14 protein-coding genes and 2 pseudogenes are annotated in these 15,109 nt (G+C 28.5%); 7 read left to right on the top strand and 9 right to left on the bottom strand.

The genetic code is table 11. From position 1 onward, the window contains the following. Window positions 1-8: 8 nt before the first annotated feature. The 3 genes from KQ44_RS07465 to KQ44_RS07455 form a co-directional block, all read right to left on the bottom strand. On the bottom strand, window positions 9-716 hold the full coding sequence (locus KQ44_RS07465) for an ABC transporter permease (RefSeq protein WP_020004192.1): 708 nt from the start codon (window positions 714-716) through the stop codon (window positions 9-11). A 16-nt stretch (window positions 717-732) separates the two neighbouring features. Beyond that, window positions 733-1,740, bottom strand: a complete 1,008-nt coding sequence (locus tag KQ44_RS07460) for an ATP-binding cassette domain-containing protein (protein ID WP_096736883.1) — start codon at window positions 1,738-1,740, stop codon at window positions 733-735. Window positions 1,741-1,951: 211 nt separating this feature from the next. After that, window positions 1,952-2,677, bottom strand: a complete 726-nt coding sequence (locus tag KQ44_RS07455; protein ID WP_096736882.1) for a HEAT repeat domain-containing protein — start codon at window positions 2,675-2,677, stop codon at window positions 1,952-1,954. Window positions 2,678-2,953: 276 nt separating this feature from the next. Here KQ44_RS07455 and dhaK point away from each other — a divergent pair, with 276 nt between their 5' ends. The 4 genes from dhaK (at window position 2,954) to KQ44_RS07435 (ending at window position 6,647) form a co-directional block, all read left to right on the top strand. Next, window positions 2,954-3,949: a dihydroxyacetone kinase subunit DhaK gene (dhaK, locus tag KQ44_RS07450; protein ID WP_096736881.1), complete on the top strand. Its 996-nt coding sequence runs from the start codon at window positions 2,954-2,956 to the stop codon at window positions 3,947-3,949. Window positions 3,950-3,991: 42 nt separating this feature from the next. Beyond that, window positions 3,992-4,606 carry a dihydroxyacetone kinase subunit DhaL gene (dhaL, locus tag KQ44_RS07445; RefSeq protein ID WP_096736880.1) on the top strand — a complete coding sequence of 205 codons (615 nt, stop codon included), beginning with the start codon at window positions 3,992-3,994 and terminating at the stop codon, window positions 4,604-4,606. A gap of 36 nt (window positions 4,607-4,642) precedes the next feature. Further along, window positions 4,643-6,094, top strand: coding sequence for a dihydroxyacetone kinase phosphoryl donor subunit DhaM (dhaM, locus tag KQ44_RS07440; protein ID WP_096736879.1), 1,452 nt, complete (start codon window positions 4,643-4,645; stop codon window positions 6,092-6,094). 79 nt (window positions 6,095-6,173) lie between these two features. Continuing rightward, a complete protein-coding gene (locus KQ44_RS07435; RefSeq protein ID WP_096736878.1) occupies window positions 6,174-6,647 on the top strand; it encodes an ankyrin repeat domain-containing protein in 474 nt (157 codons plus the stop codon). 42 nt (window positions 6,648-6,689) lie between these two features. On the opposite strand, the gene KQ44_RS07430 is transcribed toward KQ44_RS07435, so the two are convergent. Further along, complete coding sequence (locus KQ44_RS07430) at window positions 6,690-6,929, bottom strand: hypothetical protein (protein WP_013114642.1); 240 nt, start codon at window positions 6,927-6,929, stop codon at window positions 6,690-6,692. Between the two features lie 258 nt (window positions 6,930-7,187). Here KQ44_RS07430 and KQ44_RS07425 point away from each other — a divergent pair, with 258 nt between their 5' ends. Next, on the top strand, window positions 7,188-7,625 hold the full coding sequence (locus KQ44_RS07425) for a PepSY-like domain-containing protein (protein ID WP_096736877.1): 438 nt from the start codon (window positions 7,188-7,190) through the stop codon (window positions 7,623-7,625). A 226-nt stretch (window positions 7,626-7,851) separates the two neighbouring features. Further along, window positions 7,852-8,290 (top strand): annotated as a pseudogene (locus KQ44_RS07420) (PepSY-like domain-containing protein). 73 nt (window positions 8,291-8,363) lie between these two features. Here KQ44_RS07420 and KQ44_RS07415 read toward each other — a convergent pair. The 4 genes and pseudogenes from KQ44_RS07415 to KQ44_RS07400 all read right to left on the bottom strand — a co-directional run bounded on the left by KQ44_RS07415 (window position 8,364) and on the right by KQ44_RS07400 (window position 11,641). After that, window positions 8,364-9,208, bottom strand: a pseudogene (locus tag KQ44_RS07415) (hypothetical protein). An 8-nt stretch (window positions 9,209-9,216) separates the two neighbouring features. Next, window positions 9,217-10,017, bottom strand: coding sequence for a hypothetical protein (locus KQ44_RS07410; RefSeq protein WP_096736876.1), 801 nt, complete (start codon window positions 10,015-10,017; stop codon window positions 9,217-9,219). A 16-nt stretch (window positions 10,018-10,033) separates the two neighbouring features. After that, entirely contained in the window at window positions 10,034-10,807 is a 774-nt protein-coding gene (locus tag KQ44_RS07405; RefSeq protein ID WP_096736875.1) for an outer membrane beta-barrel protein, read from the bottom strand. Between the two features lie 48 nt (window positions 10,808-10,855). Continuing rightward, window positions 10,856-11,641, bottom strand: a complete 786-nt coding sequence (locus KQ44_RS07400; protein WP_096736874.1) for a hypothetical protein — start codon at window positions 11,639-11,641, stop codon at window positions 10,856-10,858. Window positions 11,642-11,896: 255 nt separating this feature from the next. On the opposite strand from KQ44_RS07400, the gene KQ44_RS07395 reads away from it, so the two are divergent. Further along, window positions 11,897-13,567: a sulfatase gene (locus KQ44_RS07395; protein WP_240516536.1), complete on the top strand. Its 1,671-nt coding sequence runs from the start codon at window positions 11,897-11,899 to the stop codon at window positions 13,565-13,567. 90 nt (window positions 13,568-13,657) lie between these two features. On the opposite strand, the gene KQ44_RS07390 is transcribed toward KQ44_RS07395, so the two are convergent. Continuing rightward, window positions 13,658-15,082 (bottom strand): sodium/glutamate symporter, encoded by a 1,425-nt coding sequence (locus tag KQ44_RS07390; RefSeq protein ID WP_096736872.1) that lies wholly within the window; start codon window positions 15,080-15,082, stop codon window positions 13,658-13,660. Window positions 15,083-15,109 lie beyond the last annotated feature (27 nt).

Genomic DNA, 15,109 nt, shown 5'->3' with positions numbered 1-15,109 from the left:
TTTATAAATTACTGCCATTTATAAGATTCTACAAACATAGTAGATATCGCTATACAGGCAACAGCCCAAATAAAAAAGAATATAACATTCTGTATATCTATCATACCTTTAGTAAAATCTGAAAAATATGTGGTAATGGAAATAGCATTTAATATTTTGCTAGCCCCCGTAAACATTTCACTAAGCCAATTGATTATATAGGCAAATACTCCCATAGAAACGCCCAAAATGGCAGCAACTAATTGACTCTTAGATATACTTGTAGCAATAAGACCAAGTCCTAATATAGCTGTTCCAAGAAGGAATAATCCCAAATATCCGCTGAATATAACTCCTATATCTGGCTTTCCAAATATCATAAGAAGTATAGGATAAACAAAAGTCATAACAAGAAGAGAAGCATAAACAACTAGTACGGATAAATATTTACCCAAAACATACTGCAAAGAAGTAATAGGAGCAGTCATTATAAGTTCAAAAGTACCAGAAGCACGTTCTTCAGCTATAAGTTTCATACAAAGAATAGAAAGAAATAATATTGTAAAAAAACCTATATTATACATAGTGTTTTCCATAACTGCCAATCTGCTATAATAAACTTCTATAGTAAAGAAATATCCAGTCAAAGCCAAATATATAAATCCCAATATGTAGTATAAAGGCGATACATAAAAGGATTGAATCTCTCTTGAAAATACAACATATATATTTCTCATTTTAACCCCTTAAACATTAATTATCAGTTTTTTCTTTATCATTATAAGAAATTATTTCATCTCTTATATATTTAGATTTATCAAAATCTTCATTTTTCTTTTTATCTGTGAAGTAAATAAATACTTCTTCCAAAGATCTCTCTTTAGCCCTTATTTCTAAAACATCAAAATTATTATTAACTAAATGCTTAACTATTGCAGCTCTAGAATCATTACCTCTTTCACATTCTATAAGTATATCTCCGAAAGCGTTAGCTTCAGCTTGTACTACTCCATTAACTTCTCTCACACATAAAAGAGCATCATTATATCTTCCAGCCACTTTAAGTTCAATATTTCCTCCTAATATTTCTCTGTCCATAGCCATTTTTAAGCCTTCAATAGTATCTTCAGCTATTAATTCCCCGCTGTCTATAATCAAAGCCCTTTCGCATGTATCTTCTACTTCGCTTAATATATGAGTAGAAAGTATAACAGTTCTAGTTCCGCCCAAACTTTTAATGAGGGATCTTACTTCTATTAACTGATTAGGGTCAAGTCCGCTTGTAGGCTCATCTAATATTAAAACTTCAGGATCATGAATTATAGCCTGAGCTATTCCAGTACGCTGTTTATAACCTTTTGATAAATGACCTATTATTCTATTTCTGTATTTTGTAAGTCCAGTAATTTCTATGGTATTTTCTAAAGCAGTTTTTATATGTTTTCTAGGTATGCCTTTTAGTTTTGCACAAAATCTTAAATAATCTATTACAGTCATTTCTGTATATAAAGAAACATTTTCAGGCATATATCCTATTCTTTTTTTTATTTCTATAGGGTTATCATACACTTCATAATCATCTAAATAAACGTATCCGCTTGTGGCAGGAAGATAACCAGTAATTATACGCATCATAGTGCTTTTACCAGCTCCGTTAGGACCTAAAAAACCTACTATTTCTCCTTTATTTATAGAATAGGATACACCCTTAAGAGCAAGATGTTCTCCATAATATTTAACTATATTATCAACTTTTATCATCAATAATCCTTAAAATATTTATTATAAAAATTAATGCGGTATTGTAACAGCTAAATTTTTATTTATCGAGTTATAATTATTATATTATCGCAAAATAATATTTTTACAATAACAAAAAATTATTAAACATCAAGTACAAGAAGTAAAAAGCATAAAAAAACCTATCATTTTACTGATAGGCTTTTTTATTAAAATAAAATTAATGTCTTAATTATTGAGCTGCAGTATCATCAGTAGTAGTGGTAGTTGAAGAACTGCCATTATCACCTGAAGCAGGTTTAATGTTTTTTATAGCATCAACAGCAGCCTGTCTAACAACTACAAAGTATTGATCATTTTGAGCTAAATCTATTAAATCGCTTAAAGCAGCCTGATCGCCTATTTTACCTAAAGCAACAGCAACTTCATAAACAATAGCCTGAGTTTTAGCTAATCTTAATTGAAAAAGCAAAGCAGCTACACCTTTAGGACTTCCTATTTCACCTAATGCTTGAGCAGCAGCTATTATATTAGAAGTTTCTTGTTCAGAATATAACATTTGAGATATATATTCTACAGAAGTTTCTGATTTAGCAGCTTTAGCAGCCTGTAAAGCCTGATAACGAACCATAGAGTCAGAATTGTGAGTAGTAGGAGCATTCAAACCATAGCTTACATATCTATTAATTGCTTCTAATAAAGTTTCTGAATTAGCACCTTTTTCGCTTAAAGCTTTAAAACATAAAGCCTTAACTTGAGGAGAGCCACCCTCTATAGCTGATATTAAAAGTCTTTCATCTTGACCAGCTAAGGCATCTACAAAATTTTGAGACAACTCCTCTCTTGGTTTATTACCTTCAGATTCTGTTGTTGTTTCAGCAGCAGTAGTGTCTTGAGCAAAAACAGATGATAAAGAAAATGCAAACATTAATGTTACGATAAATATTTTCTTGAGCATTATACAACCCCTTAATATATTAAGTTCTATTAATAATACTATTATTAGCCAATAATTGCAAGCAAATTTAATAAATTTATAAAAAATAATTATACCAAAAACAGCATACAAATATATAAAATGAATTTACATATTCTTTTTATTTTTACATTATATTTGTTACAAATTCTTTAATAATCTCTTGCAAAAAGATGTTTTATATTTATAATTATTAGTATACATAATACAACATATATGCCCAAAAATAAAAATACATAAGTATGTAAGGGAGGATATATGAAAAAAATCATCAATAATATAAACGATATAATAACAGAAGAACTTTTGGGAATGCAGAAAGCATATCATAATTTAATAAAAGTAAATTATGATCCTATATTTGTAACGAGAGTCTCTAAAAGCAGTAAAGTGGCTTTAATTTCTGGAGGTGGATCTGGGCATGAGCCTTTGCATGCAGGTTTTGTAGGATACGGAATGCTTGACGGAGCATGTCCGGGAGAAATATTTACTTCTCCTACACCAGATCAAATGGAAGAGGCTGTTAAAGCTGTAAATTATGAAAAAGGGGTTTTATTTTTAGTAAAAAACTATACTGGTGATGTAATGAACTTCCAAATGGCTGAAGATCTATGTAAAGCTGAAAATATTGATGTTAGAAGTGTTATTATAGATGATGATGTCTCTGTAAAAAATAGTCTGTATACAACTGGAAGACGAGGCGTAGGTGCTACAGTATTTTTTGAAAAGATTTGCGGAGCTTCTTCTGAAAGAGGCGATAACATAGACAAAATTTTGGAATATGCTAATTACTGCAAAGAAAATGCACGTTCTATGGGTATGGCTTTAACTTCATGTACTGTACCTGCTGTTGGAAAACCTACTTTTGATATATCTGATGATGAAATAGAAATGGGAATAGGAATACATGGAGAGCCCGGAAGAGAAAGAATAAAATTAATAAGTTCTCAAAAAATCGCTGAAACTATGATGGAGGCAATATGTTCTGATATACCATACAAAAACGGAGATGAAGTTATATGTATGGTTAATGGTATGGGGGCTACTCCTTTGATGGAACTTTATATATTATACAATGATGTTCAAAAAATAGCTGAAAAAAAAGGCATAAAAATAGTAAGAAATCTTATCGGAAATTATGTTACTTCTATAGATATGGCAGGAGCTTCTATAAGTTTGATAAAAGTTAATGATGATATACTGAAATTATGGGATTATCCTGTTCATACTGCAGCTTTAAGATGGGGTATGTAGTATTAGAAAATAAATGAATCTTAAATAAAAAAGGAGATATTGATGTATAACAGCATAAAAATAAAAGAATGGCTTATTAATCTCTCTAAAGTTTATGATGAAAATAAGGATTATCTCACAAAGCTAGACGCTGATATAGGAGATGCTGATCATGGTATAAATATAAGCAGAGGTTTTGGTTTTGTAAGAGATGCTCTTAATAAAGATGAAAATGCTTCTATATCATCAATATTCAAACAAACAGCCACTATGCTTATAAAAAATGTAGGCGGAGCTTCAGGACCTCTATATGGCACATTCTTTCTTAATGCTGTAAGTGTATCTTCAAATAAGGAAGAATTATCATTAAATGACATAACAGAAATATTTAATAAAGGAACAAATGCTATATCTGCACTAGGAAAATCAAAAGCTGGTGAAAAAACTATGCTTGATACTCTTTATCCTGCTTTAGAGGCTATGAAAAATAATACTGATAATTTAGAAAATTTCAAAAAAGAAGTGCTAATATCTGCAGAAAATGGAATGAAATCTACAATTGATATGATAGCTACTAAAGGAAGGGCTAGTTATTTGGGGGATAGAAGCAAGGGACATCAGGATGCGGGTGCTGCTTCCTCTTATATGATGATAAAAGAATTGATAAATATATTATAAAATATTAACAAAATAAAAATATTAAAAGGAATTAATGTGGTTAGTTTAATATTTGTTTCACATAGCTATGATCTTGCTAAAACTACAGCTGAATATATAAAAAAAGTTACAAATACGGATATACCTATAGCTTTTTCTGGAGGAAGCGGAGACGATCATAAAGAGCTTGGTACTGATGCTGTAGAAGTTTTTAATGCTATAGAAAGTGTGTATTCTTATGATGGGGTTATAATATTCTGTGATTTGGGAAGTGCATTGATAAGTTCTGAACTTGCTTTATCTATGCTTGATGAAGAAAAAGCAAAAAATGTAAGAATGACTTCAGCCCCATTTATAGAGGGAGGTATTAATGCTGCTATACAGTCATCTTTGGGCAAAAATATTGATGATGTTATTAATGAATCACTTGAAAGTTTGACTCCTAAAATATCATATGTTAAAGACAAATTTGATTATTCTATAAATAATAATGATTTGCTTGAAGATATAGAGTTTAAAGATTATATAAAAGGCGAATATAAAATACTTTTGGAAAATGGTTTTCATGCAAGACCAGTGTTTATGTTTATTAATATAATAGCTAACTCAAAAAGTAAGGTATTTATTTCTAATAAAACAAAACATAAACCGCCTGTATCTGCTGACAGTATAACCAAAGTAACATTGCTCAATATAGAATACGGCGATGTAATGGAGATTTATGCTAAAGGTCCAGATGCCGAAGAGGTATTAGAAAGATTTGAATATTTGGTAAATGGAAAATTTGAGACAAAATACAAAACTCAGCAGTCAAAAGATAAAGATATAGAAAGTGATTATAAAGTTGTATGTGATGGATTTGTAAGCGGTAAGGCTGTATATATGTATTTTGATATAAATGTAAAAAAAGAATATGTAAAAGATATAGAGTCCGAAAAAGAAAAATTTAAATCGGCAATTGAAAATGTAAAAAAGGATCTTCTCGAACAAAAAAGTATTATAGAAAAAAAGAAATTGCAGAACAATGAATATTTAATATTTGAAACATATATATCAATGCTTTTTGATGATTATGCTCTAAAAGAAGTTTACAACTTAATAGAAGATAAAAAATATTCAGCGGCTTATTCATACAATAAAGTTATGAGAAATATATTCAAAAGTTTTGATTCATTAGATGACGGATATATAAAAGAAAGAAAATATGATGTAGAGGACATACTTTATCAGGTATTAAAATACTTATTGGATGTAAAAATAAACTTACCAGAAGAAGATGATGTAATACTCATAGTAGACAATATATATGCTTCTATAGTAACAGAAATAGGCGAAAATATAAAAGGTGTTATATCTATTAATGGAAGTGCTATGTCTCATGCTGCCATATTATTAAAATCATTGAATGTACCTTATATAATATTTCCATATGCTATGCAGTTAAAGGGTAAAGAAATAGTAATAGATACCAAAAATAAAGAGGGTAAAGTTATTTATTTAAAAAAATAGATAAAAAACCATATTTTACATTAACAAATGTCTATTGTTATTATATGTATGTAATGTCATATAAAAACTGGAATAAAAAATGAACATCAATATCAATACTCTGATTATAGTAATAATAGTAGCTGTTGTTATATTGTGGCCTATTATCAAAAAAATTACCAAAAATATAAAGATAGAGAACTCTGAAAGCATACATATAGCTTGCCTTTATGGTGATTTGTCTAAAATAAAAAGACTTCTTGCCTCTGGAATAAATATTAATTCTAAAGATTTTAGCAATAAAACTCCTTTAATGTATGCAGCAGAAGATGGTGCGGTAGACACTATTGACTTTTTAATAAGAAACGGTGCTAATATTAATGATACTGATGTTAGAGGCGACAGTGCCTTAATTATAGCTGTAAAAAACAATAATATAAAAGCATCTCAGTTACTGATAGAAAAAGGGGCAGATTTGAACATCAAAAATGAGGATAATAAAAATGCTTTAAATATTGCTAAAGATTTGGGATATAAAGAAATTACAGATTTTATAGAAAATAAAGCAAACTAAAAGAGGTATTTAAATAGATATAAATACCTCCTTAAAAAATTGTTAATTATTGTTATTGCTTCTAGTTATATTAGTAGAGCCGCATATAGGACAATGTGATACTGAATCCTCTATTATATCATCAATCTGAGTTATATCATCATCTTCGGATATATTGATTTCTTTATCATCTACTGCCCAGAAATTTGAACAGTCTTTACAGTAAAAATGAATTAAATACTCTCTGTATGTAGGGTAATTGCCCTCTATTTTTCTATATCCGTCTATAATATTGTGAGCCATACTTCCTCCAATTTTTAATATAAACAGAATTTAAGAATTTTTATAAAAAAGTCAATTAAATATATTAATCAAATAATACATAAATTCTCTTTTTTGTATAAAAAAATCATAAATAGCTATTTATTTCTATTTTTAATTACATAATACAAACAAAACATACATAAAATTGTAAAATATATTATATTTTTTATGTACTAATTTTACTTTTTATGTAGCTATATGTTTTATTATTATCCAAAAACAACAAGGAGGTAAAGTATGATAAAAAATACTAAACTTTTCATCTCTATACTATTTCTAACTATCTTGCAAGCTTCAATACTAACAGCAGCCGACATGCCTATACAAGCCAATCAGCTTCCAAAAAAAGCTCAGGATTTTATAAGTGCTAATTTTACTAATGACCCTGTTGTATATGCTGAACAAGACAGAAATAGTTTTAAAGCAGAACTACAAAGCGGAATAGAAATTGATTTTGATAGAAATGGTGACTGGACTGATGTAGCTTCTGAACGTACTCCTTTGCCTACAAAATTTATACCTGCTAATATTATAAATCCAGTACAAGCAAAATATCCTCAAGTCCCTGTACTAGAAATAAGTAAAGAATATAATAGTTATAAACTAAAACTAGGAAACAACAGGGAAGTTTATGTTGATAACAGCGGTAAAATAGTAGGTGATAAATTAGACTAATACATTTTACTAAAAAATAATAAAAGCTGGTATTTTTATACCAGTTTTTTTATTGCAAAAATACATACATAAATATTTACTTAATAGTATATTTATTTACCTTTTATTTACTTTTCATATAAAAAAGTAAATTTTTATTGATTTTAATGTAAAAAATATTGACAAAAATCTGTTTTTTTACTATACTGTAGTTATAATAAAAAAATAAAAAAAGGAGCGATTTTTTATGAAAAGAAAATTAAAACAAATTATTTTACTAGCATCTGTGATGATGTTATCAATAGCGAGTGTATTTGCTGCTGACATGCCTATACAAGCCAATCAGCTTCCAAAAAAAGGCTCAGGATTTCATAGCTGCTAACTTTGCAAATGACGCTATAGTATATGCAGAACAAGACAGAAACAGTTTTAAGGCAGAACTTCAAAGCGGAGTAGAAATCGATTTTGATAGAAATGGCGACTGGACTGATGTAACTTCTGAACGCACTCCTTTGCCTACAAAATTCATACCTGCAAATATAATGAAAGCTGTTGAAGGAAAATATCAAGGTGTTGCAGTGCTAGAAATAAGCAAAGAATATTTAAGCTACAAATTAAAATTAGGAAATAACAGAGAAGTTTATGTTAATAATAATGGACAAATAGTAGGTGATAAATTAGACTAATAGTTTAAATATTAAATAATTAAAAAGGACTTATGGAATAATCATAAGTCCTTTATTTTTTATAAATATTTAATTATTTTATATTAGGATCAAAAATAGTATCTTCATTTAATAAATCTTTATATTCTGTAAGATAATAAGCGATAAGTTCATCAATCTGTTTTTTATATTTATTTTTTAAATTTGGCGTAGTCCCGTTTATTGCATCTTTCCATAAGATTCTATTCAAAATATCTCTTACTACACCATCAAGAGTATAAGGAACAGCATATTGTCCTACATGATGAAAACCTATATTATGCATATGCTCATGAAACATTAAAGCTGCTACATTTGCATATTCCTGACTCTTCATATATGTATAATAGTCGCCATACAAAGGATCGTCTAAACTGCCCCATTTGCCGCTACTAAATCCTACCCATCCGCCTGTAGGTATTTGACTTTCTGGCTGAAGTCCATAACGTAAATATCTTGATTTTCCCATTTCACCTGTACCAGCACCTGCTGCAGTATTCATTTTTCTGTATACAAAATCGTATTTAAGAGAACGAACACAGTCTATAACTTTTTGGGCATCATATTTATCTCCTATTTTTAATACATGCCCGTCATAGCTGTCATTTACAGAAGAGCCTAATTCATTCTTTTTTGCATTTACACCGTTTACAAACTCTTCAGTATTAACTGCCAGTCTAATAAGTGCCATACATATTAACATATATTTTTTTCATCTACTGTAATAGTAGTATATTTTGTCAATCTGCTGTCTATTTCAAAACGATCTATACCTACCTGCCAGTAAGGATATTTTTTATCAATAGTTTCTTTACTAAAATCATCTGGTTTTAATGCACTATTAGTACACCCTAAAACAGATAATAACACTAAACTAAATACAAATAATTTTTTTATCATATATTCTCCTATTTCAAATTAGGGTCAAAAACACTGTCTTCTGTTAATAAATCTTTATATGCTGTATAGTAGTAAGCAGTAAGCTCATCTAATTGTTTAGCATATTTATCTTTCAAATCTCCAGCCAATATTCTATTTAAAATATTCTGCACTATACCCTGAAGTACATATGGAACCTGATTTTTTCCAACATGCTGAAAGCCTATATTATGCATATGTTCATGAAAAAGCAATGCTGCCGTACTTGCAAAGCCTCCTATGGTATTTCCGCCCGGCCAAGTTGACCAAGATATCCAGTTGGCATTTACAAACTGTACAAAATCACCAGTTTTTACTGTAGTATATCCGTAACGTACATATCTTATATCTCCAACAGCACCGCTTGCACCTGCAGGATTAGAATTTGATTTTCTATATAAAAAATCATATTTAAGAGTTCTTATTATTTCTATAAGCCTGTCTGGATCATATAATTCATCTTGTTTTATTTTATAAGCACTTGCTGCAAACTGATCTGTTACCGAAGATCTAAGCTGATCTTTATTTTTATATATCTCTTCTACAAACTCTTCAGTATTGACAACTAATCTCATATATGCCATACATAATAATATAAAACGTTTTTCTTCAACTGTTATTGTAGTATATGTTTTCTCAGAACTTGCAATCTCAAAACGTGATACTCCTACCTGCCAGTAAGGATATTTCTTATCTATAGTTTCCTTACTGAAATCATCTGGTTTTAATGCATTGTTAGTACAGCTTAATACTGATATTAATAAAATAAAAACAAATAATTTTTTTATCATATATTTCTCCTTAAAATTAATTGTTAGGGAGTATTTTCACTCCTACTTGAAAACCTATATCAAAACTAGATATAGTCTGTTTAGTCATTTTAGCAATAGTTTGATTATTAATTAAAGGACTTTTTAATGACATGCCAAAATTTCCGCCTATATATCCTCCAAGTACTAGAGCAAATTTTTTATCTGTATAAATAGAATAATCTACTGAAAATCTCAAATAAGCCATTAAAGGAACATTAAATACTTCTTTCATCTGAGAAACATTATAATGTTCTATATTTCTATCTATAGTTTCTGCTTTATAATCGGTATACGCTGACATTGATTTTGCATATAAAGGAATTTTCATGCCCACATTTAATCCAAATGAAAACTTCTTCCAATTAAATTTAGGATATATTCCAATAGCCAAACTCTCAAACATATATGTGTATGTATTTTTATAGTTTTTATCAGTACTTTTTCTATAAAAAACAAATTCATCATGAGAATATCCCAATTCCCCGAGGACACTGACACTCATATCTTTGTTTATTTCAAACCTGTAGCCTATATGAAATAAAGCTCCTGCATCAAAACCTACACCCGAATGTCTGTTGGCTTGTTTTACAGCTGCCTCAAAATCATTTGTCTGCTGCTTAGTTGCTTTTTTATTAGTAAGAGAATAGCTATTTATACCTATTCCCATTCCTAAAGGTACAAATATACCTATCTCTATACCGCTTTTAGCAAAAAGACTGCTTCCTGCAAATAGTAATACTATTATCAATATATAAAATAATCTTTTCATAATTTTCTCTGTTATTATTTTTTACTTATATCCTTTTTTACTTAAAAATTAATTCATAGGTCTTATTTTAGTGCCTATCTGAATTCCTAAATCAACACTAGACATATTTCCTATAGGGACATCTACCTGAGTATTATTGATCTTTCCCACATTATTAGGATATTTTAAAGCAAAGTCATATCCTAAATATGCTCCTACAACAAAATCAAATTTAGCAGATGTATATACTGCATAATCAAGTGTTATTTTTAAATATGGTATTATATTAGAAGAAAAATAATTTTTATAATTTTTCGTATCAATCATTTTAATAGTTTCTGTAGAATAGCCCAAAAGTTTATTATAGCTGGAATCATTAAACGTACCGCTTACAATAATTTTCATACCAAATCCTATACCTATAGAAAATCTCTGATAATTAAATTTAGGCAGTAATCCTATAACAATACTATCAAAATTATAGTATTTATATTTCTGCATCCTTAAAGCAAGAGAATTAGTATTAATATCATTGCCTCTGTAGTTAAGAGTATCTCTGCTGTATCCAAACTCACCCATAAAACTAAAACTCATATCTCTATTAAGCTCTAGTCTGTATCCTGCCTGAAACAAAACGCCTGCTTCAAAGCCCACCTGTGAAGTCATTGTATTATTGCTTATATAGTTATTATATGTATTGCTCTGAGCTTTATTTAGTGTTGAAGGAGGTTTATTATAATAATGAATTCCTACACCTATGCCGAGCGGTACAAAAACACCTAATTCTAATCCGCTTTTTGCAAACGAAACAGAAGTAAAAGCAAATAATACTAGTAATATTTTTAATGCTTTCATCTTTATCCTTTCTTTTAGTATAAAGTTATATTATCATATGTTAACATATTATTCAAGCATTTTTTTTACATTTCAAACAAATATGCATATTATAATATAAACAATTAAGCAAAAATAAACAAAAAATAAATTGTGTAAAAAAAATTATATTGTATAATTTAACATTGATATATTTTATACTTCGGATAATAATATGAAAAGCAATACATTAAAAAATAATAGTTTTTTATAATATCATTAATATTGATAACAGCAATGTACTATTCTATAACTCAATTAATATTTCCAATGTTCTCTGTAAATAAAATGAATTTCAGCATTATAGATATAATTTATGTATATGTGTTTTCAATAATATCATATATACTTTCAAATAAAAATAAATTAATTTCATACTTTTTTATAATAGTTGCAGTATTTTCTTTTTTTACTATAGAACCATTAGGAATGACAATAGAAGCAAAACCTTTATTTTTTACTGACATGCCAGACATGTATCCTTCTCTTATAGAGGTACTTCCGCTATATATGCAGATAATAACCATTACTGCAACAACCCTTTATTTCGGACTATTACTTGCTTATGCTTTGTACTTTATATACGTACTTTATAAAATGTATAAAACAAATATAATAAAAGCTATCATAATGACAATAATAGTTGCTCTTGTAACTTATATATCATTTTTCAGACCTGTAAAGATTAATTCAATATATGCTGACTATAATGATATAGCAAATAAATACGGCATTATCAACACTATAAGCTACAGAATATCATACGATAAGTCTGTAGAAGCAAGAGACAATAAAGAAAGTGTTGAAGAGGCTTTGAAATTATTAACAGACATTCAAAATAAAAGAGATGTATCAAACTTAATACTTCCATATGATACCGATAAAAAAAGAGATGTATTTGTAATATTTATGGAATCATTTTATGACTATGAACATTTTCTCCCTCTTATGGATAAAGACCCTTTTCCAAAAGAGTATAGGGAATGGGCAAGCAATTCTACAAGAGTGGGACCTAATGACAGTCATGGAAGTTTATTTGCAAGAACATCAGGTCTTATAGCTTCTTCTCCTTTATTTCCTAAAAAACAAAAAACTCCTATATATTCAGCTTTGCCTTATATTATGAAAGATAACGGATATCATACAATAGCACTAGAAGAATCGGGAGTAACTTATTATCTTGATGCATTACTTCCAAATATTGGAATGGAGGAAGTAGTTTTCAGCTTGGGACTTACTAATATAAAAAATTATATAAAAACTAATAATTATGATAAGCCTATATTTTTGTCAGGTTTTACATTTATGGGGCATGCTGGAAGCCATGTTTCAAATGATTTAAACGTATATAAAAACAACAAAAGATTGATGGATAAAATAAGTAAAAAAGATATACCAGTACTTATAGAGACTATGGAAAACTCGGCATTAGCGGCTAAAGATATAATAGATACAAAAGATACTATATTAGAAAAATATCCTGATGCAATTATAATATTTAAACATGATCACTTATACCCGTATTTAAAAACAATAATAGAAAACTCATCTATAGATAACAACATAAAAGAAGATTTCTTAAATGATAATACAGTATCTCCAATGTTAATATGGAATGGTACAAACGGAGCTTATAAATTTGAAGAAAACGGATTTCCTCCAGAAAATATCCCTATGTTTGTAGCAGTAAATACAAAAGCAAATTATACTAACTCTATAATATCGCTTTTATATAAGGATAAGATAGATAATATTATAAGATATTATAATGCTTTCTATACTAATGATAATGGAAACATAAAAAAAATAGAAGTAAAAAAAGACAGCACTTCATATATAGTAAATCATGCTCAAAAAATATTATCTGAAGATATTTTAAGAGGAAAAAAATATATATATAATAAATAATGAATATTTATAGTATTTTATTTTTTATTTATGTATGATATAAATCTCAATTATAAATAAAATTAGTTTTGAAACAAGTCTAATATATTTTTATGCTTTTACCTTTCTTTGAAAAAAATACACTATAAATGCAAATGCTAAATAAAGTGCTGAACTTATTATAGCAGTAATAAAATTATCCCAAGTAGAACCTACAGCAAGTACAGTATTAAGTATAGGTACTATTAAAAGACCAGTAACTGACATAAGAGAAAACCCAAGAGAGAACTCTGTCAGAGCAGGACTTTTATATTCTGGATCGCATATTTTTAGAAGAGTCATTCCAGTTATTAATACTCCTGTTAAAGTACCCCAAGAAATTATTGCTCTTTCAAATGCATAATCATTTTTAAATAGCATATTATTAAATATAAATACTATTAAGTAAGTGAATATAAATCCCGCTATACACATAACTATTATAGGAGCTATATAATGTATTATAGCTTTTATAGGAAGGCTTGTTATTGCAGATACTATAGCAAAGTCGCTTAATGTACCAATTATTTTTGCCTTTACTTTTGAATCTACCATCCATTCAAGTTTTAATTTTTTTATGAGCATATTTAAAGCAAACATTATTATCATAGAATAAGTCCATACTGGAAGAACATCTAATCCAGCTACACCTATTTTTTTTATAAAGTTTAAAACTACATAGGCAATACCGCATACTGCAAATATAATAGCCAAATGAAAAGTAATAGTTTCTATAGAACTGCTTAAAAAAGTCTCACGTCCTAAACTTGCTTGGGTATTTATATCACTATTATATCCTCTTTCCATATTTTTATCTATTTTATTTATATTTTCAGTATTTTCATTAACTATTTTTTTTATAACGCTTGTTTTATTTGTCCTAACTGCTATGTTTATAAATATAATACCGAATATCATTCCCCCTACAAGACCTATAGTAGCGGTAGTTAAAGCAACACCCTGAGCTATTTCCCATTGAGGTATTCCAAAACCTTCAAGCAGTTTTCCAGTAGCGGCCGCAAGTCCATGACCTCCTGCAAACCCAGCTGAAAGTTCGTATCCAAAAGTTCTGTACATTCCTATTTCTGGATTTATTTTTGTAAATAACATATTAGTAGCATATCCTATAGCTGACTGAAACATACTTGCACATTGAAATATACCAAATGCTATTAATACTTTTGTAGGATATAAAGATTTGATATTTTTCTTTTCATTTAAAAACATTCCTAAAGGTACAGCCGCAAATATAGGAACAGATAAGATACCGGGAAGAAGAGAATAAGTTTTTATATATTCTTCTGATATTGATATGCTTGATAATCGCCCTAATATTTCAGGAGATATTAAAAGCCCTATAAAACCTCCTATTACTGAGGCTGGAAGATATAGTTTTTGAAATAGTTTTACTTTAGCCCTTAAAAATACTCCCAAAAGAAGAAGCAGTGAAAGCAAAGATAAAGCCTGAAGTAATTGAGTTAAGATTTGAGATGTCATGTTTGTTTCCTTAAAAATTGAATTGTT

Source organism: Brachyspira sp. G79, from assembly GCF_002379365.1.
Lineage (GTDB): Bacteria > Spirochaetota > Brachyspiria > Brachyspirales > Brachyspiraceae > Brachyspira.
This window is presented reverse-complemented; position numbering and strand designations above follow the sequence as displayed.

Coding starts and splice junctions, on each gene's coding strand:
- dhaK (WP_096736881.1), top strand. CDS start 2,954: ATGAAAAAAATCATCAATAATATAAACGATATAATAACAGAAGAACTT.
- KQ44_RS07465 (WP_020004192.1), bottom strand. CDS start 716: ATGAGAAATATATATGTTGTATTTTCAAGAGAGATTCAATCCTTTTAT.
- dhaL (WP_096736880.1), top strand. CDS start 3,992: ATGTATAACAGCATAAAAATAAAAGAATGGCTTATTAATCTCTCTAAA.
- KQ44_RS07400 (WP_096736874.1), bottom strand. CDS start 11,641: ATGAAAGCATTAAAAATATTACTAGTATTATTTGCTTTTACTTCTGTT.
- KQ44_RS07455 (WP_096736882.1), bottom strand. CDS start 2,677: ATGCTCAAGAAAATATTTATCGTAACATTAATGTTTGCATTTTCTTTA.
- KQ44_RS07390 (WP_096736872.1), bottom strand. CDS start 15,082: ATGACATCTCAAATCTTAACTCAATTACTTCAGGCTTTATCTTTGCTT.
- KQ44_RS07405 (WP_096736875.1), bottom strand. CDS start 10,807: ATGAAAAGATTATTTTATATATTGATAATAGTATTACTATTTGCAGGA.
- KQ44_RS07460 (WP_096736883.1), bottom strand. CDS start 1,740: ATGATAAAAGTTGATAATATAGTTAAATATTATGGAGAACATCTTGCT.
- KQ44_RS07410 (WP_096736876.1), bottom strand. CDS start 10,017: ATGATAAAAAAATTATTTGTTTTTATTTTATTAATATCAGTATTAAGC.
- KQ44_RS07425 (WP_096736877.1), top strand. CDS start 7,188: ATGATAAAAAATACTAAACTTTTCATCTCTATACTATTTCTAACTATC.
- KQ44_RS07430 (WP_013114642.1), bottom strand. CDS start 6,929: ATGGCTCACAATATTATAGACGGATATAGAAAAATAGAGGGCAATTAC.
- KQ44_RS07435 (WP_096736878.1), top strand. CDS start 6,174: ATGAACATCAATATCAATACTCTGATTATAGTAATAATAGTAGCTGTT.
- KQ44_RS07395 (WP_240516536.1), top strand. CDS start 11,897: ATGTACTATTCTATAACTCAATTAATATTTCCAATGTTCTCTGTAAAT.